This is a genomic window from Pseudomonas zanjanensis, from assembly GCF_014268745.2.
GTDB classification, from domain to species: Bacteria; Pseudomonadota; Gammaproteobacteria; order Pseudomonadales; family Pseudomonadaceae; genus Aquipseudomonas; species Aquipseudomonas zanjanensis.
In genome coordinates this window covers 3,256,608-3,277,595 of the sequence record NZ_JABWRB020000001.1, presented here as the reverse complement: position 1 = coordinate 3,277,595, position 20,988 = coordinate 3,256,608, and the positions used below count along the sequence as shown (strand labels likewise).

The window sequence follows — 20,988 nt, the reverse complement described above, 5'->3', positions numbered from 1 at the left end:
GCCAACTTTGCTCCCCCGGCCTTTGCCGACATAAAGTAGCAGCCCTTGCTGGTTGATATTGGGTCTGGTCCATGACGCAGTTTTATGACGCACGCGGCAATATTTATGGGGTCGTTTCACCGCAGCAGGTGCGTGATCACGGCATTGCTCTGCCCCAGTCAGCCGCCCAGGCCGCACAGGCTCGCGAATCCTGGGCAACGGCGGTCGTGCACGCCTTCTGCGCCTGGGCGCCGGGCGAAGCGCCGCCGGATGCCAAGGCCCATCGCAGTGATGGTTTGCTGATTGGCCCGTTCCAGAATGAGCCACCCTTTGATCTGTTGATCGTCAATACCGACGGGACATTGGCCGAGCGCAGTGGTAATGGCTTGACGATTTTCTCCCAGGCCCTGCAAGAACAAGGCTTGATGGCGGCGCCTGGTGATTGCGTGCTGCAGGTTCATCACGATAAACCCGACGGCGTGTCACCGCTGCAAACCTCGGTTCGCGCCGCTGGATTCGAAGGGGTGCAAGGTTTCTGGCTGGACCTGGGCAAACCGCTGTTCGGGCCCCAGGCCGTTGGCGCCCAGGAGGTCGAGCGGGTGATGTTCAACCAGCGTGATGTCAGCCGTGTGGCGGCGCTTGAACGGTTGGACCCGGCGTGGGGCAACAGTCAGTTCGTGAACATCGGCAATCCGCATTGCGTGACGTTGGTGGAGGGGGGCGAGGCGTTGCCAAGCAATGCGCAGATGCGTGCTGCGGCGCTGTCACGGGGCTTGACCCGCATCGCTTATGCGGTGCCCGGTGGGGCTGGTGTTCCATGCACCAGGGGGGTGAATCTGCAATGGGCCCGGCTCGAAGCCGAAGGGCAAATCGCCGCCCGGGTGTTTGAGCGGGGCGAAGGCCCTACCGCGTCCTCGGGCACCAGCGCCAGCGCCGTGGCCAGTGCCGCCTGGCGGGTGGGTTGGGTGAAGGCGGGGGCGGTGAGGGTGGTGATGCCCGGCGGTACGGCGCCGATCTTGTTGGAGGAAGAGGCGGGGGAGCTGGTGCGGGTCAGGTTGTTTGGTGCGGCGCGGCTTGTGCCATAAGCGCTTCTGGACGTTTTGCGGTGTGGCCGAGGCCGTCTTCGCGAGCAAGCCCGCTCCCACAGTGGACCAGTGTCGGACACAACATTTGTGATCACCGAAGGCCCCTTGTGGGAGCGGGCTTGCTCGCGAAGACGGTGGCACATCCAACCTTGATGCAACTGACCCACCGCTATCGCGAGCAGGCTCGCTCCCACAGTGGATCGGTATTGGACACAACTCTCATGGCCACTGAAGATTCCTTGTGGCAGTCAGCCTGGCTGCTGGGCAAACTCCACCACCGGCATCTGCCGCTTCATCAGCACTTCGCCATTGCGAATCGAGTAGAGCGGCAACCCTTGGCTGCGAATCACTTCGTAATCGCTGTCCGCTGAAAGGATCAGCAAGTTCGCCGGGCGGCCCGGTTCCAGTCCGTAGCGCTCGCCCAGGTTCATGGCCTTGGCGCTGTTGTCGGTGACCAGGTCGAGGGCGCTTTGCAGGTTGCGATAGCCGAGCATGTGGCAGATATGCAGCCCCGCTTCCAGCACCCGCAGGATGTTGCCGTTGCCCAATGGGTACCACGGATCGACGATGGAGTCCTGGCCGAAACACACATTCATCCCGGCTTCGAGCAGCTCATTGACCCGGGTGACGCCGCGGCGTTTGGGAAAGGTGTCGAAGCGGCCTTGCAGGTGGATGCTTTCGGTCGGGCAAGAGACAAAATTGATGCCCGAGTGCCCGAGCAGGCGGAACAGCTTGGCGCAATAGGCGTTGTCGTAGGAGCCCATCGCCGTGGTATGGCTGGCGGTGACGCGGGCGCCCATGTCGCGGCTGCGGGCTTCTTCGGCGAGCACTTCGAGAAAGCGCGAATGCGGGTCGTCGGTTTCGTCGCAATGTACATCCACCAGGCACCCGGTACGTTCGGCCAGGTCCATCAGGAACTTCACCGAGCTGACGCCTTGGTCGCGGGTGTATTCGAAGTGGGGAATGCCGCCCACCACGTCGGCACCCATGCGGATCGCTTCTTCCATCAGCTCGCGGCCGTTGCGGTAGGACTCGATGCCTTCCTGGGGGAACGCGACGATCTGCATGTCGATCAAGTGACGGCTTTGCTCGCGCACCTCCAGCATTGCCTTGAGGGCGGTGAGTTCGGGGTCGGTCACGTCGACGTGGGTACGCACATGCTGGATGCCATGGGCGGCGAGGGCCTGGATGGTTTTCTTGGCGCGGGTGCTGGTGTCTTCCTGGGTGATGGTGGCCTTGCGTTCGCCCCAGCACTCGATGCCTTCGAACAACGTGCCGCTCATGTTCCAGCGCGGCTCGCCGGCGGTGAGGGTGGCGTCCAGGTGGATGTGCGGTTCGACGAAGGGCGGGACCACCAGGTTGCCGCCGGCATCGAGGTCTTCCGGGCCGAGGCTGGGGGCCTCGGTCTGGCGGGCGATGCTGGCGATCAGGCCGTTTTCCAGGTGCAGTTCATGCAAGCCTTCGTGGTTGCGCAGGCGGGCGTTGATGATGTGCATCGGGCGAATCCTTTATAGGTCTTGTAGGGGCGCGTCAGCGGTGCGGGTACCCATTACGCCGATCAATAGCACATACGTTAGCGCGCCGGTGGCGATTCCTACCAGTGGCGCGACCCACGGCGAATTGAACGCGGCGAGCGTGCCGAGCCCATAGGCCGCCAGCCCCGGCCAGTTGAACGCCGGCAACCGGGCTTCGGCCAGGCGCGGATAACGGCCGCGCCAGCGGAAGAAGAAATCGGCCATGATCACCCCGCCAATGGGCGGGATCACGGTGCCCAGCAGAATCAGGTACGGCACCAGCAGGTCATACATGCCCAGCAGCGCCAGCAACGTGCCGATCACCGCGCCGCCGAGGGTCACGGCTCTGCGCCGGCGGGTGCGCAGCAGGTTGCAGCCGGCCACGGCGAAGTTGTAGATAGTGTTGTCCTGGGTGCTCCAGATGTTGAGCAGCAGCATCGCCATCGCCGCCATGGCGAAGCCCTGCAGCAGCAACACTTCGACCACGTCCGGTTGTTGATAGACGATGGCCCCGTAGGCGCCGATCAGCACCATCAAACCGTTGCCCAGGAAAAAACCGATCAGGCTCGCCAGCACCGCGACCTTCGCCGAGCGGGAGAACCGCGTCCAGTTGGTCGCCTGGGTCGCGCCGCTGACGAAGGTGCCGAACACCAGGGTGATGGCGGTGGACCAATCGAGGCTGCCGGTGGGCACCACCGCCAGCAAGCCCTCGAAGCCACCGACCTTCACCGTGGCGACCCACATCGACAGCATCAGCAGCAACATCATGGCCGGCACGGCGAGATACGAGAGAATTTCCAGGCCACGATAACCAACATAGGCCGTGGCACAGAACCCCAGGCCGAACAGCACCATCAGCCACAGCACCGTGCCCTGGCCCAATTCGAAATACTTGCCCAGCACCACCGCGGCTGTCGCCGTGCCCCAGGCATACCAGCCGATCTGGGTGAACCCCAAGATCAAGTCACTGAGCTTGCTGCCCACCTCGCCGAAACAGAAACGGCCCATCAATACCGAATTGAGTCCGCTCTTGAAGGCGATGTAACCCAGGCCGGCGGCATAGAGACCCAGCAGCAGATTGCCGATGACGATGACCGTGAGCATCTCGGCAAAACTGAACGCCACGCCGAGCTTGCCACCGGCAAACATCGTGGCGGTGAAAAAGGTGAAACCCAGCAGCACCATGGCCGTGGAAGCCAGGCCCTTGCGCGCGTGCAGCGGTACTTCGCTCAGGGGATAGTCATTGCCCGGATCGTTCTGAGTCATGTGGCGGTCCTTGCGGAAGAGGGGATGTCGCAAGCGTGCAGCGGCCGTGCCAAACGGGTGAGCGTGAGGTTATTTATAGACAATCCTGGGGATTGGGTGGGCGAAGGGGGCGAAAGCGGTGCGGTGGTGATTCAAGTTGGAACACAGTTCTCTCTGCCTACGATCTCTCCCTTGTGGGAGCGGGCTTGCTCGCGAAGGCGGTGTGTCAGCCGATGTATTCATAACTGATACACCGCCTTCGCGAGCAAGCCCGCTCCCACAGGGGGAATGCAGTGTTCTTCAGGTCGGGGAACGCAACGCCAGAAACCGCAACACCGCCGCAACCACCGCTTCCGGCGCATCTTCCTGGACCAGATGCCCGGCATTCGGCACCGGGTGCAGTTGCGCCCCTGGAATCAGTTGGTGCAGGGCCCGGCCGCGCTCGATGGGGATCCACTGGTCCTCCTCACCCCAGAGGATCTGGGTCGGGCAGCGCACGGTCGGGTACAGGCTTTCGACCTCGCGGGTATAGCGCTCGTCCATCTGGGCGATCTGCCGGTAGAGCGCCGCCTGGCCCGGTTCGCCAAGCCATGGTTGCACGTAGGGCGCCAGTTCGGCGTCCGGGATGTCCCGTTTGATCGCGCCGCGAATATAGGTCGGCACGATGGCCCGTTGGATGTAGTCGGGCAGGCCGCTGAAGGCCGCTTCGTGCTGACGGACATGCTGCACGAAGGGCGAACCCCAGGGCGATAGCGCCACAGGATCGATCAGGGTCAGGCTGCGATAGTCCTTGCCGTTGAGCAAATGCGTACGCAGGACCGTGGCGCCGCCGAAGTCATGGGCCACCACGTCCGGGCAATCCAGGCCCCAGTGCTCCAGCAATTGCGCAAGCAGATGGTTTTGCACACCGAGGGACACGTCGGCATCGGGCTGGGCGGACTGGCCATACCCCAGCAGGTCGAAGTAATGCACCCGGTGGGTGGCGAAGAACAGCGGGGCGATGCGGTGCCACACGTAGGAAGAGAAGGGCGTGCCGTGGACGAACACCAGCGGCGGGCCATCGCCGTGGATGGCATAGCGGATGGGGTGTCCGTTGAAGTCGTACGTTTGATCCAGCGGCCAGTGGGTCATGCTTGATACTCCCCTGAAAATGGCTCAGGGGACCAAGCATAGGCCAATGCGATTCAGCAGGGGAGACACCTTTGTGGCGAGGGAGCTTGCTCCCGCTGGGGCGCGAAGCGGCCCTGAAACCTGGCGGCGCGGTGTTTCAGGCGGATTGAGTGGCCTTTTGGATGGGGCTGCTTCGCAGCCCAGCGGGAGCAAGCTCCCTCGCCACAGAAGGCTCCCAGGCCAGGAAGCAGCACCTGTCTTATTCGCCGTGGTAAATGCAACCGCTGGTGCAGGTCTCGTGGATGCGGATGGCGCTGAGTTCCGGCAGCAACGGCTTCAACTCATTCCAGATCCACTTGGCCAAGACTTCGCTGGTGGGGTTTTCCAGGCCAGGGATGTCGTTGAGGTAGTTGTGGTCCAGGCGTTCGTAGAGCGGTTTGAAGATCGCCTTGATCTCCGAGAAGTCGCGAATCCAGCCGGTGTGCGGATCGATATCGCCGCTCAGGTGGATCGCCACCTTGAACGAGTGACCGTGAAGGCGGCCGCACTTGTGGCCGTCCGGCACGTGGGGCAGGCGGTGGGCGGATTCGAAGGTAAACTCTTTGAAGATTTCCACAGGTTCGGGCTCTTTAGATATCGGTCGCGAGGCAGGCGGCGGAGTTTATCAGTTTGATCACGGCGTTGCGCGACCGTGCTGACTAAAGGGTCAGCAAACGCTCGCCCAAGCCACCGTTGGCCGTCAGCTCCAGAAACTCATCACCGAGCCGCCGGCTCTCATCCATCGCCGTGCGCCAATACTTGCGACGGCTCGAGTCATCGCCCATGAAGCGCTTGAAATCGTTGCGGTCCGGCAGCTTGCCGTAGGGCAGGCGCGCCAGGTATTCCCGGGACGGTGCCAGCAGCAACACGTCTTGCAGGCGTTCGACGTTGCCCCGGCGCCAGGGCAGGCCCTTGTCGAACCAGCCGGGAATGACCCGGTCGGTGAAGTGCGGGTACAGTACGATATCCTCGCCGCTGTACGGCAAGTCCAGGTGATAGTCCAGCAAACCGCCGTCGCGAAAGGTGCCGGCACCGGCACCCGGCAGGTCGCGCACGCCTTCCATGACCATCGGGATCGAGCCCGAAGCCAGCAGGGCCTGGCGCAGGTTACCGGCCGCCAGGGGCACGAAGCGCGACGGAAAGTCATTCAGCGGATGCAGGGGTGGGGCCAGGCGCGGGTCATGGATGATCAACCGTTCGAAATGCCGCGACAACCGCCCACGGCCCCGCAGGTTGTCGGCGATCACCGACGACAATCCCAGGCCCAGCCGGCCGCGATGATCCTGGGCGAGCAGACCATGGCTCTTGACGACCATGATGTTGAGCCGGTATCGCGGGTTGTCGAGGATCGAAGTGTCGCGGCCGTCGAGCAAGTCATCGAGCATGCGCTGCGAACTCTGGCTGACCCCGGCCATGGTCACGCCTTTGGCGAAGCTTTGTTCGTTGTACAAAGTGCCCAGGCGTCGGATCCCTTCGGCGGCATCCGGCAGGCAGGCGCTGGCGAAGCGCCACGCCCCCACCGAGGCCCCGATCAGCGAGCGCTCCCGGGGCGCGGCGGGTAGCCATTCGCCGAACAGCGCAAGATCGAGCCCCTGGATGCCCAGGGCCTTGGGGCCACCGGCGGCGCCCGGCAGGATGCCGACGTCGACGGCGTTCAAGCCGGCCTGGCGAATCCGTCCGAACGCACGGGGGCCGGCCTTGAGGGTGAGGGCGGGAAACTTGATGTGGATAGCGGTCATACCGGGCTCGAATACGGGTAGGCGGCTGATTATAACGACACAAGTCAATGTGGGAGCGAGCCTGCTCGCGATAACGTCGGTTCAGCTACATCGATGCCAGGCAGAGAGACCGCTATCGCGAGCAGGCTCGCTCCCACAGAGGATTTTTCACGCATGATGGCCATTCAGTTTCAGTTAAGTTCACCCCGATACAGTCCCCCGGCAAAGATTATAAAAAGGAGACAACCCATGAACCGCCTGACTGCCTTTTTCATCGCGACCCTCATGGCCCTCGGTACGAGCCTGGCTCACGCACGAGACCTGGGCGTGGACGAAGCCCGTAAGCTGCAAGACGCTGGTACCATCCTGTCCGTCGAAAAGCTCGATGCCGCCGCCCTGGCCAAGCACCCTGGCGCCACCTTGACCGAGACCGAGTTGGAGGAAGCGTACGGCAAGTACATTTACCAGGTGGACCTGCGCGATACGAAGGGCATTGAGTGGGACCTGGAATTGGACGCCACCAATGGCAAGGTACTCAAGAATCATCAGGATCTGTAATGAAGCTTAATTTATGCGCCCGCAGCCGATGGGCGCTGGCGTTGCTGGCGTTTTGTTCGCTGGCCGTGGCCCGCGACCTGGACCAGGACGAGGCCCTGCAACTGCGCCAGCAGGGCGTTATCCTGCCGCTGGAGCATCTGTTGCAACAGGCGCTGGACCGCCACCCGGGCGCCAAACTGCTGGAAGCCGAGTTGGAGGAGAAACACGGCGTCTATATTTACGAAGTCGAGCTGCTGGACACCGACGGCGTCGTGCGCGAACTGGACCTGGAGGCCACGACCGGCCGTTTACTCAAAGATAAGGAAGACTGATGCGCCTGCTTCTGGTGGAAGATCACGTGCCCCTGGCGGACGAATTGATGGCCGGGCTTGCACGGCAAGGGTACGCCGTCGATTGGCTCGCCGACGGGCGCGACGCGGTGTACCAAGGCAGCAGCGAGCCCTACGACTTGATCATCCTCGACCTCGGCCTGCCAGGTGTGCCGGGGCTCGACGTGTTGGCCCAGTGGCGTGCTGGTGGCCTGGCGACGCCGGTGTTGATCCTCACCGCCCGAGGGTCCTGGGCCGAGCGCATCGAGGGGCTCAAGGCCGGCGCCGATGACTACCTGACCAAGCCGTTTCATCCTGAAGAACTGCACTTGCGGATCCAGGCACTGCTGCGCCGCTCCCATGGGCAGGTCAACCAGCCGACGCTCAAGGCCGCCGGGTTGCACCTGGATGAGAGTCGCCAGTGCGTGGTCCGCGACGGCACCGACATCCAGCTCACGGCGGCCGAGTTTCGCCTGTTGCGCTATTTCATGCTGCATCCCGAACAGATCCTTTCCAAAAGCCATCTCGCCGAACACCTGTACGACGGTGAGACCGAGCGCGATTCCAACGTGTTGGAAGTTCATGTCAATCACCTGCGGCGCAAGCTGGGACGCAGCGTAATCGAAACCCGTCGCGGCCAGGGTTACCTGTTCGGCGGGCAGGCGCAGTGAGATCCATCCAGCGGCGCCTGAGCCTGGGCCTGATCGGTGTAATGCTGGTGGTCGGCCTGATCCTGGCGCAAACCAGCCTGTGGCTGTTCGAGCTGGGCTTGCAGCGTTACCTGGAAGCCGGCCTGCGCAACGACAGTGAAAACCTGCTGGTGGCCCTGGTGCGCGGCCCGCTGGGCTTGCAACTGGATGAACGGCGCCTGTCGCCGGCCTATCAGCGACCGTTCTCCGGGCATTATTTCCGCATCGATTTTGCCGATGTGCACTGGCGTTCCCGTTCGCTGTGGGACCAGGAGTTGCCCCGGCTCGACCACCCAGGCTTGCACAGCAATCTGCAACTGGGCCCGGAGGGCCAGAAGCTGCTGGTGCTGCGTACCGACTATCGGCGGCTGGGCCAGGGGATTTCCATCAGCGTGGCCCAGGACTATACGCCGGTGCGTGACAGCTTTCGCCGGATGCAACAGGTCGGCCTCGGGCTCGGGTTGGCGGGGCTGTTGCTGATCCTGTTGCTGCAACGCCTCACCGTGCGCCGGGCCTTGCGTCCGCTGGACCGGGCCCGGGAGCAGATTGCCCAGTTGCAGCGCGGGCAGCGCACGCAACTGGACGAACAGGTGCCACGGGAGCTTGAACCGTTGGTCGCGCAAATCAACCATCTGCTGGCCCACACCGAAGACAGCCTCAAGCGTTCGCGCAACGCCCTGGGCAACCTCGGCCATGCCTTGAAAACCCCACTGGCGGTGCTGCAAAGCCTGGCATCGAACGAGAAGCTCGACCCCTATCCCGAGCTGCGCAAACTGTTGCTCGACCAATTGGAGCAGGTCCGCCAGCGCCTGAACCGCGAACTCAACCGCGCCCGCTTGTCCGGCGATGCCTTGCCCGGCGCGCACCTGGACTGCGACGCCGAACTGCCAGGGCTACTGGCCACGCTGAACATGATCCATGGCGAGCACCTGCACCTGAGCTACGTCGCCCCACCGGGCCTGCACCTGCCCTGGGATCGTGAAGACTTGCTGGAACTGCTGGGCAACCTGCTGGACAACGCCTGCAAATGGGCCGATGCCGAGGTGCGCCTGACCCTGACCGAAACCGCCGAAGGGTTCAGCCTGGCGGTGGAGGACGATGGCCCGGGCATTCCCGCGGACCGCCGCGAGCAGGTGTTCAGCCGTGGCACGCGACTGGACGAACAGACCGATGGCCACGGCCTGGGCCTGGGCATCGTGCGGGACATCGTCGACACCTGGGGCGGGCTGTTGGCGTTGGATGACAGCGAGTGGGGTGGGTTGAAGGTTGTGATCGAGTTGCCCAAGCGTTGAGGTCTGCATTAACCCTTTATGCTGGGCCACAGATCCTCTGTCTGACTTGGCCCCTGTGGGAGCGAGCCTGCTCGCGATGACGTCCGCTCAGCCACATCAATGTCTACTGACAGACCGCTATCGCGAGCAGGCTCGCTCCCACATTGGTTTGTGGTGACTGCAAACCTTGTGAAAACCCGCCCCACGGCCCTTGCAGCTTGCCGCCGCTTGCTGCAAAGTCGCGACCTTTTTGTCCGGTGGCTTTCCATCGCTGTGCTTTGAGGTAACGATGATAAATGCAGTAATTGCCGCGGTTGGCGTCATGCTCGTGCTCAGCCTGTCTCGTGTGCACGTGGTGATCGCGCTGATTATCGGCGCGTTGGTGGGCGGCCTGACGGGCGGCCTGGGGATCGAGGCGACGCTCAAGGCGTTCAATGCCGGCCTGGGTGGCGGTGCGACGGTGGCATTGTCCTATGCCTTGCTCGGCGCCTTCGCCGTGGCGATTGCCAAGTCCGGCATGGCCCACGCCCTGGCGGACAAAGCCCTGGCCCTGGTGGATCGCCAGGACGTCGCCGGTGGCTCGGGCGTCAAATGGGTGCTGATCGGTCTGCTGGGCACGGTCGCGGTCGCTTCCCAGAACATCCTGCCGATCCACATCGCTTTCATCCCGCTGCTAGTGCCGCCGCTGCTCTACGTGCTGACCAAGCTGCAGCTGGACCGTCGCTTGATCGCCTGCGTCATGACCTTCGGTCTGATCACCCCCTATATGTTCCTGCCGGTGGGCTTCGGCAACATCTTCCTCAATGAAATCCTGCTGGCCAATGTCGCCCGCAGCGGCGTCGACATCAGTGGCATCAATATCACCCACGCCATGGGCATCCCGGCGCTGGGCATGGTGTTTGGCCTGGCGCTGTCGTTCATCACGTACCGCAAGAAACGCGTCTATGACCTGAAGAAGATCGCCAAGGCCGAGCAAGTGGCCGTGCGCTACAACCCGCTGAGCCTGATCGTGGCCGGGGTTGCGGTGGCGGCGGCATTCGCGATCCAGCTGCTGGTGGACTCGATGATCATCGGCGCCCTGGCCGGGTTCCTGATTTTCTCGCTGTCGGGGGTGGTGCGCTGGCGTGAGACGGACGACCTGTTCACCGAAGGCATGAAGATGATGGCGATGATCGGCTTCATCATGATCGCCGCCTCAGGGTTCGCCGAGGTGATGAAGGCCACCGGTGAAGTCCAAAGCCTGGTGGAAGCTTCGGCGGCCTGGATCGGCCACAACAAGGGCATCGGCGCGCTGATGATGTTGCTGGTGGGGCTGCTGGTGACCATGGGCATCGGCTCGTCGTTTTCCACGGTGCCGATCCTGGCGACGATTTTCGTGCCGCTGTGCCTGCAGTTGGGCTTCAGCCCGCTGGCAATCGTCTGCATCGTCGGCACCGCCGGCGCCCTGGGCGATGCCGGCTCGCCTGCCTCGGACTCGACCCTGGGCCCGACCTCCGGCCTGAACATCGACGGCCAGCATCATCACATCTGGGACACCGTGGTCCCGACCTTCATCCACTACAACCTGCCGCTGCTGGCGTTTGGTTGGGTGGCGGCGATGGTGTTGTAAGGCTGATTCAACAAGACTCAAGGACTGAGTCGCAACCTTCGCGAGCAAGCCCGCTCCCACACTGGATCTGCTGTGAACACAGAATATGTGTACACCAGCAATCCCTTGTGGGAGCGGGCTTGCTCGCGAAGAGGCCCTTGAATCCAGCGACTCTGCCAGCTGACCGTTCACCTTGTCCTACAGTTTTGCCGTGCGCTGCCGTTAATACAGCTAACCACGCCAATAACACCAACAAGAGTGAACAGCATGCGCCTGAGCCTGAAGGCTAAAGTCCTGTCCCTTGCGATACTGCCGGTATTGCTGTCCGCCGTGATCATCAGCCTGACCACGGCTTTCATCTTGAAGGAACAAGCGAGTAAAGAAGTCCAGCAAACCCGCGAGCGCCTGCTCAGCGAGGCCAAGGCCACGCTGCAGAACTACGTGGCGGTGGGCCTGACCGCGATCAAGCCGCTCTACGATGCCGCCGCGCCGGGTGATAACGAGGCGCGCGCCCAGGCCATCAAGCTGCTGTCGAACATCAGCTACGGCAAGGACGGCTATTTCTTCGGCTACGATTCCGAGACCATTCGTCTGTTCAAGGCCAACAGCCCCGATGGCGTGGGCAAGAGCTTCAAGGACAACCGCGATCCGAACGGTGTCTACGTCAACCGCGACCTGGTGAAAGTCGCCAAGGACGGCACGCATTACCTGGAATACAGCTCGCCGCTGCCCGGCAGCAAGGACCTGGTGCCCAAGCTCGGCTACACCGAATACCTGCCCAAGTGGGACCTGGCGGTTGGTAGTTCAGTCAACCTGGACGGCATCGAAGCCCAGGTGGCGCTGGTGGAAGCCAAGGTCCACGATCGCCTGCAAGGCGTGGTACTGAGCATCGTCGGGATCGCCGCCGTGGTGTTGCTGGTGATTGCGGTGGTGGGCCTGGTGCTCGCCAACACGATCCTGCGCCCCCTGCACCTGATGAAAGACAACCTCGATGACATCGCGGCGGGCGAGGGTGACCTGACCCGGCGCCTGGCGATTACCAGCCAGGATGAACTGGGCCAACTGGCCGGTTCGTTCAACCGCTTCGTCGACAAGATCCACGGCCTGGTGCGGCAGATCACCGACATGACCTCGCAACTGACCGGCCTGGTGACCCAAGTCTCCGAGCAGGCCCAGCGCTCCGAGCAGGCGATGGAGCGTCAACGCCACGAAACCGATCAGGTCGCCACGGCGATCAACGAGATGTCCTCGGCGGCCCAGGAAGTCGCTCGCAGTGCCCAGGGCGCTGCCGTCGCGGCCCAGCAGACCGACGAAGAAGGCCAATCGGCCAAGCGCGTGGTGGCTGGCAGCATCCAACAGATTCATGCGCTGGTGAACGATATCCGCAGCAGCGGCGTGTCCTTGGACAGCCTGCAGCAAGATGTGGCCTCGATTGTCAGTGTGCTCGGGGTGATTCGTTCGATCGCCGAGCAGACCAACCTGCTGGCCCTCAACGCCGCCATCGAGGCCGCGCGTGCCGGCGAGGCGGGGCGTGGGTTCGCGGTGGTGGCCGATGAAGTGCGGGCCCTGGCCAGCCGGACCCAGCAAAGTACCCAGGAAATCCAGGGCATGATCGACCGGCTGCAATCGGGCACCCACGCGGCAGTGGAAGCGATGCGTCGTTCCAGCGAGGCCGGCGATGGCACCTCGGAACGGGCCAACGAGGCGGGCGCGTCCCTGGACACCATGGCGCAGTTGATCGGCACCATCAACTCGATGAACGCCCAGATCGCCAGCGCCGCCGAAGAACAGACTGCCGTGGCCGAAGAAATCAACCGCAGCGTGCATCAGATCGCCGTGGCCGTGGACAGCGTCGCCGACGAAACCCAACTCGGCGCCCAGACGTCCCGCAGCCTGGCCGACCTGGGCCAGCGCCTGGGTCAACTGGTGGGGCAGTTCCGCATCTGACCCGGAGCAGCAGGAGCTGCCGAAGGCTGCGATCTTTCGCTCTCGATCCAGATGTTTTCGCCTGGGCTACCAGGCCCTATCGGAAGCGGAGGATCGCAGCCTTCGGCAGTTTCTGCCGGGAGCTAAAGATTTGTGGCATGCAGAATCTTGTGTCCACCACAAATCCCCTGTGGGAGCGGGCTTGCTCGCGAATACGGTGTGTCAGCCAATGTATTCACTTCTGACACACCGCCTTCGCGAGCAAGCCCGCTCCCACATTTGTTCGGTGGCGACTATGGCTCACGCACATCCCGCATCAACAACCCAAACCGCAGATCCACCGCATCCGGGATCGGCACGTACACCACATGCCCATCCCCCGGTGCCACTTCGATGGCCTGGCCCTTGATGTCCTGCAACTGATGCAGGTCGAAGTGAAAGTTGCCCTTGGGGGTCATCAGTTCCATGTGATCACCCAGGCCAAAACGGTTCTTCACCCGCACTTCGGCCAGGCGTTCGCGCCGTTCGCCGGTCAGTTCGCCGACGAACTGCTGGCGCTCCGACACTGAGCTGCCGTTCTGGTAGTTCTGGTATTCGTCATGCACGTGGCGTCTCAGGAAGCCTTCGGTGTAGCCACGCTGGGCCAGGGACTCCAGGTCGGTCATCAGGCTGCGGTCGAATTCCCGGCCGGCCACCGCATCATCGACGGCCCGGCGATACACCTGGGTGGTGCGCGCGCAATAGAAATGCGACTTGGTCCGGCCTTCGATCTTCAAGGAATGCACGCCCATGCGCGCCAGGCGCTCGACGTGTTGCACGGCCCGCAGGTCCTTGGCGTTCATGATGTAGGTGCCGTGCTCGTCCTCGAAGGCCGGCATGGACTCGTCCGGGCGATTGGCTTCCTGGAGCAGAAACACCTGGTCGGTGGGCGCGCCGAGGCCCAGGGTCGGTTCGGGCCGATAGCTCTGCACAATGTCGCCCACGGCATTTTCCACCGCCGGCTGCGCCGAGTATTTCCAGCGGCAGGCGTTGGTGCAGCTGCCCTGGTTGGCGTCGCGCTTGTTCATATAACCGGACAGCAGGCAGCGCCCCGAATAGGCCATGCACAGCGCCCCATGGACGAACACTTCCAGCTCCATGGCCGGGACTTGCTCGCGAATCTCGGCGATTTCTTCCAGGGACAGTTCCCGGGACAGGATGATCCGGCTCAAGCCCTGCTGCTGCCAGAACTCAACGCTTGCCCAGTTCACCGTGTTGGCCTGCACCGACAGGTGAATCGGCATCTGCGGAAAATGCCGGCGAACCAGCATGATCAACCCCGGGTCGGACATGATCAGCGCGTCCGGCGCCATGGCAATCACCGGTTCGAGGTCTTTGAGGAAGGTCCGCAGCTTGGCGTTGTGCGGGGCAATGTTCACCACCACGTAGAAGCGCTTGCCCATGGCCTGGGCTTCGGCGATGCCCAAGGCCAGGTTCCCGTGGTCGAATTCGTTGTTGCGCACCCGCAGGCTGTAGCGCGGCTGGCCGGCGTACACCGCGTCGGCACCGTAGGCGAAGGCATAACGCATGTTTTTCAGGGTGCCGGCGGGTGCCAGCAGTTCGGGGGCGGCGAGGGTCATGGTGGGGTCGGGTCGCAAAAAGCGCGGAGGGTACGCCAGGGCCGGCCAGGCCTTATTGACTTGGATCAAGGGCACAACGCAAGCGTGATGGCACTCCGGCGAGTCCTGGCTGACTAATGTGTATCCCGCCTTTGGACATGGAAAGCTGATGAATCGAAAGATGCTGCAAAACAAAGCCCAGATGTTGCTGCTGGTGCTGGTCACGGTCGCCTTTATCTGGATTCTGCTGCCGTTCTACGGGGCGGTATTCTGGGCGGTGATCCTGGGTATCGTCTTTGCGCCGATGCAGCGCCGCCTGCAGTTCAAGTTCGGTTGGCACCGCAATCTCACATCGTTGTTCACCTTGAGCATCTGTGTGGTCATCGCGATCCTGCCGGTGATCGTCATCAGCATGTTGCTGGTCCAGGAGGGAGCGGCGCTGTACAAGAGCCTGGAAAGCGGAGAGCTGGACATTGCCGATTACCTGGCCCGCTTCAAGGATGCCTTGCCGCCGTACTTCCAGCACCTGCTGGACCGCTTCGGCCTGGGCAACCTGAACGGCTTGCGTGACAAGATCGTCAAGAGCGCGATGCAAGGCAGCGAATTCTTCGCCACCCAGGCCTTCAGTTTCGGTCAGGGTACCTTTCAGTTCCTGGTCAGCTTCTTCGTGATGCTCTATCTGCTGTTCTTCTTTCTGCGCGACGGTGCGGAGCTGGTGCGCAAGGTGCGCACGGCCATTCCCTTGGCGGAACATCAAAAACGCCGCTTGCAGTTGAAATTCAATCGGGTGGTGCGGGCTACCGTGAAAGGCAACCTGTTGGTCGCCATTACCCAAGGTGCGCTGGGTGGGCTGATCTTCTGGATCCTGGGGATCCCTACGGTATTGCCCTGGGCGGTGCTGATGGCGTTCCTGTCATTGTTGCCTGCGGTGGGGGCAGGTCTTGTCTGGGCGCCGGTGGCGGTGTATTTCCTGCTCTCGGGAGCGATTTGGCAGGGCGTGGTGCTGACGTTGTTCGGGGTGTTCGTGATTGGCCTGGTGGACAATTTCCTGCGACCGATCCTGGTGGGCAAGGACACCAAGATGCCCGACTATCTGGTGCTGGTCTCGACACTGGGTGGGCTGGCGGTGTTCGGACTGAACGGCTTCGTGATCGGGCCGCTGATCGCGGCGTTGTTCATGTCGTGCTGGGCCTTGTTTGTCGAGGGCTCGCCGCGTGTGCAACTGCCCTAGGCGTTCATCAGGTAGGGGCCGATACGTTGTGACAGCGCCTCGGCGGCGGGCAGTGAAGTCAGCGGGCCGCTGATGGTCACGCCGTCCTGCACCAGATACCAGCAGGCCAGCAACCCGAGCTCCCGGAGTGGGGCGGGGACGGCGCTGCCAATGACAGACATGATTTGAACCTTGGGCATGGGAAACCTCCATCAATCGATGGGGTTACCTTAAGGCTCAGGGGGAAGGACGGAAAATCAACTGGCTCAATAGTAGGAATCGATGCCGCTCAATCGACGACCAGATCGAGCATGTGCACCACTTCCTGCTCATTGAGCAGGCCCTTGCGCACCAGGTTTTCCGCCAGCAGGGAAAGGAATTTGGCGCTGCGGTGGCCTTCCAGTTGCTTGAGTTCGGTCAGTACGTTGTACACCTTGCTGGAGGTGCACAGGCCGACAATGCGATGGGGGTTTTGTGTGGGCATACCTTCGTCCTTGTTTTTATGAAGCTGTTGTTGGCGGACAGGACCAGTGTGCGGCCCTGTCATGACGCTCACGTGACAGCTTGGGTTGTCGGAAAAAGAAAGCAGGATCCGGACCATATTGCCTTTTTGGTGCCGGATTGTTGTTCCGGCAGCGACCTCGGCCAGGCTTATATGGCCATCCACCTGTTTTTTGCCCACAAAAAAGCCCCTGGATCTTTCGAACCAGGGGCTTCTTGTGTGTTGCTGTCTGGCTCCACGACCTGGACTCGAACCAGGGACCCAGTGATTAACAGTCACTTGCTCTACCAACTGAGCTATCGCGGAATGGCGCGTATGTTACTGATTGGAAAAGAGAAGTCAAGCGTCTATTGCCGGGCGGCGCATTCCTGCTGCCCATTGAAGGACAATCAACGATTGGCAGTTACCGCATGGGCAGGAGAGGGCTACCATGGTTGCCCGGAAGTGGCAGGACGCACTGCCGGCCATTCGCCGACATTGAGGTACGCGCCATGAACCATCTGTTACCCCTTCACACAGCCCGTCGCGCCGAGGTGTGCCTGTGAGTACCGCCCAGATCAGTTTGCCCAAGGGCGTGGGGCCTCATGCCGAGAAACTGTACGACGCCATTACCCAGGCCAGCACCGCCGAGGCGCTGAATCGCGCCGGTGGCAAGGCCGAGGGGTTTGTCCTGGGGTTGGAAAGCACCAAGGCGATCAAGAGCCAAGTGGCCGAGTCGTTGTATGTCATCTATGACGATGCGGCGAGCCAGCGGGCTACGGAGCTGTAGCTTCAGCCAGAGTGTCGTGCCCGGTGCTTTTGTGGTTTTGTTTTTGTGGTTTTGCTTTTGTGGCGAGGGAGCTTGCTCCCGCTGGGCTGCGAAGCAGCCCCAAAATGCTTGGTTAAATCAGTCTGAAATACCGAGGTGGTTGGTTTTAGGGCTGCTGCGCAGCCCAGCGGGAGCAAGCTCCCTCGCCACAGAAACAAAACCACAGAAGCAGGCTACAGAAGCAGGCTACAGAAGCAGGCCACAAAAACATCGGGTCAAAAAAAGGGAAGCCAATGGCTTCCCGTTTTTTCATCCAGCGTCGAGGCGTCAGATCACCTGGACGATGGCCTTGGTCACCGCATCGATGTTGTTCTGGTTCAGCGCGGCCACGCAGATGCGACCGGTGTCCAGGGCATAGATACCAAACTCGTTGCGCAGGCGCGTCACTTGTTCAACGGTCAGGCCGGAGTAGGAGAACATCCCGCTCTGGCGGGCGACGAAGCTGAAGTCGTGGTGCGGGGCGGCCTTGGCCAGCATGTCGACCATCTGGTCGCGCATGCCGCGAATCCGCAGGCGCATTTCGGCCAGTTCGGCTTCCCATTGCGCGCGCAGCTCGGGGCTGTTGAGCACAGCGGCGACGATGCTGGCGCCGTGGGTTGGCGGGTTGGAGTAGTTGGTGCGGATCACGCGTTTGACCTGGGACAGCACGCGGGCGCTTTCTTCCTTCGATTCACTGACGATCGACAGGGCGCCAACGCGCTCGCCGTACAACGAGAACGATTTGGAGAACGAGCTGGAGGCAAAGAAGGTCAGCCCCGACTCGGCGAACAGGCGTACAGCCGCCGCGTCTTCATCGATGCCTTCGCCAAAGCCCTGGTAGGCCATGTCCAGGAACGGTACGTGGTTCTTGGCCTTGACGACCGCCAGCACGTTTTTCCAGTCTTCCGGGCTCAGGTCCACGCCGGTCGGGTTGTGGCAGCAAGCGTGCAGCACAACGATCGAACGGTCGGGCAGGGCGTTGAGGTCTTCCAGCAGGCCGCTGCGGTTCACGTCGTGGGTGGCGGCGTCGTAGTAGCGGTAGTTCTGCACCGGGAAGCCGGCGGTTTCGAACAGGGCGCGGTGGTTTTCCCAGCTCGGGTCGCTGATGGCGACGACGGCGTCAGGCAGCAGTTGCTTGAGGAAGTCGGCACCGATCTTCAGTGCGCCGGTGCCGCCCACGGCTTGGGTGGTGATGACGCGGCCGGAAGCGATCAGCGCCGAGTCCTTGCCGAACAGCAGGGTCTGTACGGCCTGGTCGTAGGCGGCAATGCCGTCGATTGGCAGGTAACCACGGGAAACGTGCTGAGCCACGCGAATCGTCTCGGCTTCGACAACGGCGCGCAGCAATGGAATGCGCCCTTCCTCGTTGCAGTAAACACCCACGCCCAGGTTCACCTTATTGGTACGGGTGTCGGCGTTGAAAGCTTCGTTGAGGCCCAGGATGGGGTCGCGGGGTGCCAATTCGACAGCGGAAAACAGGCTCATTAGTGCGCGGCTCTGAATGGAGAGTGAGGGGACGTGTGGCGCTCCAGCCGAATGCACTAGAGCGGTGCACAAACGGGGAGCTAGTATAGAGGCCATCACCCGGCACGGCGACAGGCGATTCGGCTTTTACGGTAAGTTTTTTCGATTTTTTTCGACCGTTAGTCCTCTCGCCGCGTCAAAGTCTTCAAGGCGTGTAGGACGTTCGTCTTGAAAGCGAAGGCATTCACCTCCACATTGTGTGCATCCCAGCTTTTTCCTCGGGCGACATCAGTCGTTTCGGTCTTTCTCGTTCCTGTCGGCTGGCCGACAGGGGTGAATCCAGAGGTTATGTCATGTCTGAATTCCAGCTAGTCACCCGCTTCCAGCCCGCCGGCGATCAGCCGGAAGCCATCCGCCTGATGGTCGAGGGTATCGAGGCCGGGCTGGCGCACCAGACGTTGCTCGGTGTGACCGGTTCGGGCAAGACCTTCAGCATCGCCAATGTGATCGCCCAGGTGCAGCGCCCGACCCTGGTACTGGCGCCGAACAAGACCCTGGCGGCGCAGCTCTATGGTGAGTTCAAGGCGTTTTTCCCGAACAACGCCGTGGAGTACTTCGTTTCCTACTACGACTACTACCAGCCCGAGGCCTATGTGCCGTCCTCGGACACCTTCATCGAGAAGGATGCCTCGATCAACGACCACATCGAACAGATGCGACTGTCGGCGACCAAGGCGTTGCTCGAGCGCAAGGACGCGATCATCGTCACCACGGTGTCGTGCATCTACGGCCTGGGCAGCCCGGAAACCTACCTGAAGATGGTGCTGCACGTGGACCGCGGCGACAAACTCGACCAGCGTGCCTTGCTGCGTCGCCTGGCGGACTTGCAGTACACCCGCAACGACATGGATTTCGCCCGGGCGACGTTCCGGGTGCGCGGCGATGTGATCGACATCTACCCGGCGGAATCGGACCTGGAAGCGATCCGCATCGAGCTGTTCGACGATGAAGTGGAGAGCCTCTCGGCGTTCGACCCGCTGACCGGCGAAGTGATCCGCAAGTTGCCCCGCTTCACTTTCTACCCCAAGAGCCACTACGTGACGCCTCGGGAAACCCTGCTGGACGCCATCGAAGGGATCAAGGTCGAGTTGCAGGAGCGCTTGGAGTACCTGCGTTCGAACAACAAGTTGGTGGAAGCCCAGCGCCTGGAACAACGCACCCGCTTCGACCTGGAGATGATCCTGGAGCTTGGCTACTGCAACGGCATCGAAAACTACTCGCGCTACTTGTCGGGTCGCCCGGCGGGTGCGCCGCCGCCTACGTTGTATGACTACTTGCCCGCCGATGCCTTGCTGGTGATCGACGAATCCCACGTCAGCGTGCCCCAGGTTGGCGCCATGTACAAAGGCGACCGTTCGCGCAAGGAAACACTGGTGGAGTACGGTTTCCGCCTGCCCTCGGCCCTGGACAACCGGCCGATGCGTTTTGACGAATGGGAGAGCGTGAGCCCGCAGACGATTTTCGTCTCGGCCACGCCTGGCAACTACGAGGCCGAGCATGCCGGTCGCGTCGTCGAGCAAGTGGTACGGCCGACTGGGCTGGTGGACCCACAAGTCGAGGTGCGTCCGGCCCTGACCCAGGTCGATGACCTGCTGTCGGAAATCACCAAGCGCGTGGCGGTGGAGGAGCGGGTGCTGGTCACCACGCTGACCAAGCGCATGGCCGAAGACCTCACCGACTACCTGGCCGACCATGGCGTGCGGGTGCGTTACCTGCACTCGGACATCGACACGGTGGAGCGGGTCGAGATCATCCGTGACCTGCGCCTGGGCACCTTCGATGTACTGGTGGGCATCAACCTGCTGCGCGAAGGCCTGGACATGCCGGAAGTGTCGCTGGTGGCGATTCTCGATGCGGACAAGGAAGGTTTCCTGCGTTCCGAGCGTTCGTTGATCCAGACCATTGGTCGCGCGGCACGTAACCTCAATGGCCGGGCGATCCTGTATGCCGACCGCATCACCGGTTCCATGGAGCGGGCCATCGGCGAGACCGAGCGCCGCCGCGACAAGCAGATCGCCTTCAACCTGGCCAACGGCATCACCCCCAAGGGCGTGTTCAAGGACGTCGCCGACATCATGGAAGGCGCCACCGTGCCCGGCTCACGCAGCAAGAAGCGCAAGGGCATGGCCAAGGCCGCCGAAGAGAGCGCCCGCTACGAGGCCGAACTGCGCTCGCCGAGCGAAATCACCAAGCGTATCCGGCAGTTGGAAGAGAAGATGTACCAACTGGCCCGGGACCTGGAGTTCGAGGCGGCGGCGCAATTGCGCGATGAGATTGGCAAGTTGCGGGAGCGGTTGCTGACCGTTTGAGTTTTGCGGTGGTTTCGATGGCCTCTTC

At 62.4% G+C, this 20,988-nt stretch carries 19 protein-coding genes and 1 tRNA gene; 10 read left to right on the top strand and 10 right to left on the bottom strand.

The genetic code is table 11. From position 1 onward, the window contains the following. Window positions 1–71 precede the first annotated feature (71 nt). Complete coding sequence (locus HU715_RS13935) at window positions 72–1,064, top strand: diaminopimelate epimerase (protein ID WP_186708711.1); 993 nt, start codon at window positions 72–74, stop codon at window positions 1,062–1,064. Window positions 1,065–1,312: 248 nt separating this feature from the next. Here HU715_RS13935 and codA read toward each other — a convergent pair whose 3' ends face one another. The 5 genes from codA to HU715_RS13910 all read right to left on the bottom strand — a co-directional run bounded on the left by codA (window position 1,313) and on the right by HU715_RS13910 (window position 6,711). After that, window positions 1,313–2,560 carry a cytosine deaminase gene (gene codA / locus HU715_RS13930; protein ID WP_186708712.1) on the bottom strand — a complete coding sequence of 416 codons (1,248 nt, stop codon included), beginning with the start codon at window positions 2,558–2,560 and terminating at the stop codon, window positions 1,313–1,315. A 12-nt stretch (window positions 2,561–2,572) separates the two neighbouring features. After that, window positions 2,573–3,844: a cytosine permease gene (gene codB / locus HU715_RS13925; protein WP_186708713.1), complete on the bottom strand. Its 1,272-nt coding sequence runs from the start codon at window positions 3,842–3,844 to the stop codon at window positions 2,573–2,575. A gap of 279 nt (window positions 3,845–4,123) precedes the next feature. After that, window positions 4,124–4,954 (bottom strand): alpha/beta fold hydrolase, encoded by an 831-nt coding sequence (locus tag HU715_RS13920; RefSeq protein WP_186708714.1) that lies wholly within the window; start codon window positions 4,952–4,954, stop codon window positions 4,124–4,126. Between the two features lie 238 nt (window positions 4,955–5,192). Continuing rightward, the gene (gene queD / locus HU715_RS13915) at window positions 5,193–5,549 is read right to left on the bottom strand and encodes a 6-carboxytetrahydropterin synthase QueD (protein WP_003203918.1); all 357 of its coding nucleotides are present in this window, start codon (window positions 5,547–5,549) and stop codon (window positions 5,193–5,195) included. An 82-nt stretch (window positions 5,550–5,631) separates the two neighbouring features. Continuing rightward, on the bottom strand, window positions 5,632–6,711 hold the full coding sequence (locus HU715_RS13910; protein WP_186708715.1) for a patatin-like phospholipase family protein: 1,080 nt from the start codon (window positions 6,709–6,711) through the stop codon (window positions 5,632–5,634). 228 nt (window positions 6,712–6,939) lie between these two features. Here HU715_RS13910 and HU715_RS13905 point away from each other — a divergent pair, with 228 nt between their 5' ends. The 6 genes from HU715_RS13905 to ctpM all read left to right on the top strand — a co-directional run bounded on the left by HU715_RS13905 (window position 6,940) and on the right by ctpM (window position 13,051). Next, a complete protein-coding gene (locus HU715_RS13905) occupies window positions 6,940–7,248 on the top strand; it encodes a PepSY domain-containing protein (RefSeq protein ID WP_186708716.1) in 309 nt (102 codons plus the stop codon). Continuing rightward, window positions 7,248–7,559, top strand: a complete 312-nt coding sequence (locus HU715_RS13900) for a PepSY domain-containing protein (RefSeq protein ID WP_186708717.1) — start codon at window positions 7,248–7,250, stop codon at window positions 7,557–7,559. The genes HU715_RS13905 and HU715_RS13900 overlap by 1 nt, the downstream gene beginning before the upstream one ends. Beyond that, window positions 7,559–8,227 carry a response regulator transcription factor gene (locus tag HU715_RS13895; protein ID WP_053123507.1) on the top strand — a complete coding sequence of 223 codons (669 nt, stop codon included), beginning with the start codon at window positions 7,559–7,561 and terminating at the stop codon, window positions 8,225–8,227. The genes HU715_RS13900 and HU715_RS13895 overlap by 1 nt, the downstream gene beginning before the upstream one ends. Beyond that, window positions 8,224–9,537: a sensor histidine kinase gene (locus HU715_RS13890; protein WP_186708718.1), complete on the top strand. Its 1,314-nt coding sequence runs from the start codon at window positions 8,224–8,226 to the stop codon at window positions 9,535–9,537. The genes HU715_RS13895 and HU715_RS13890 overlap by 4 nt, the downstream gene beginning before the upstream one ends. A gap of 271 nt (window positions 9,538–9,808) precedes the next feature. Next, entirely contained in the window at window positions 9,809–11,125 is a 1,317-nt protein-coding gene (locus tag HU715_RS13885; RefSeq protein WP_186708740.1) for a Na+/H+ antiporter NhaC family protein, read from the top strand. A 246-nt stretch (window positions 11,126–11,371) separates the two neighbouring features. Continuing rightward, entirely contained in the window at window positions 11,372–13,051 is a 1,680-nt protein-coding gene (gene ctpM / locus HU715_RS27780) for a methyl-accepting chemotaxis protein CtpM (protein ID WP_186708719.1), read from the top strand. Window positions 13,052–13,323: 272 nt separating this feature from the next. Here ctpM and trhP read toward each other — a convergent pair whose 3' ends face one another. Beyond that, complete coding sequence (gene trhP / locus HU715_RS13875) at window positions 13,324–14,649, bottom strand: prephenate-dependent tRNA uridine(34) hydroxylase TrhP (protein ID WP_186708720.1); 1,326 nt, start codon at window positions 14,647–14,649, stop codon at window positions 13,324–13,326. 148 nt (window positions 14,650–14,797) lie between these two features. Between trhP and HU715_RS13870 the strand changes: the two genes are divergently transcribed. Then, complete coding sequence (locus HU715_RS13870; protein ID WP_186708721.1) at window positions 14,798–15,859, top strand: AI-2E family transporter; 1,062 nt, start codon at window positions 14,798–14,800, stop codon at window positions 15,857–15,859. Here the strand turns inward: HU715_RS13870 and HU715_RS13865 are convergent. From HU715_RS13865 to HU715_RS13855, 3 genes are all read right to left on the bottom strand, one after another. Continuing rightward, window positions 15,856–16,038: a hypothetical protein gene (locus HU715_RS13865; RefSeq protein WP_186708722.1), complete on the bottom strand. Its 183-nt coding sequence runs from the start codon at window positions 16,036–16,038 to the stop codon at window positions 15,856–15,858. The genes HU715_RS13870 and HU715_RS13865 overlap by 4 nt on opposite strands. Before the next feature lie 89 nt (window positions 16,039–16,127). Further along, window positions 16,128–16,322 carry a hypothetical protein gene (locus HU715_RS13860; protein ID WP_003203896.1) on the bottom strand — a complete coding sequence of 65 codons (195 nt, stop codon included), beginning with the start codon at window positions 16,320–16,322 and terminating at the stop codon, window positions 16,128–16,130. A gap of 248 nt (window positions 16,323–16,570) precedes the next feature. After that, window positions 16,571–16,646, bottom strand: a tRNA-Asn gene (locus HU715_RS13855). Between the two features lie 235 nt (window positions 16,647–16,881). Between HU715_RS13855 and HU715_RS13850 the strand changes: the two genes are divergently transcribed. Then, on the top strand, window positions 16,882–17,109 hold the full coding sequence (locus HU715_RS13850; protein WP_014337443.1) for a hypothetical protein: 228 nt from the start codon (window positions 16,882–16,884) through the stop codon (window positions 17,107–17,109). A 306-nt stretch (window positions 17,110–17,415) separates the two neighbouring features. Here the strand turns inward: HU715_RS13850 and HU715_RS13845 are convergent, their stop codons facing one another. Further along, entirely contained in the window at window positions 17,416–18,612 is a 1,197-nt protein-coding gene (locus HU715_RS13845; RefSeq protein ID WP_186708724.1) for an amino acid aminotransferase, read from the bottom strand. 332 nt (window positions 18,613–18,944) lie between these two features. Here HU715_RS13845 and uvrB point away from each other — a divergent pair, with 332 nt between their 5' ends. Continuing rightward, window positions 18,945–20,960, top strand: a complete 2,016-nt coding sequence (gene uvrB, locus HU715_RS13840; RefSeq protein ID WP_186708725.1) for an excinuclease ABC subunit UvrB — start codon at window positions 18,945–18,947, stop codon at window positions 20,958–20,960. The last annotated feature ends 28 nt before the right edge of the window (window positions 20,961–20,988 follow it).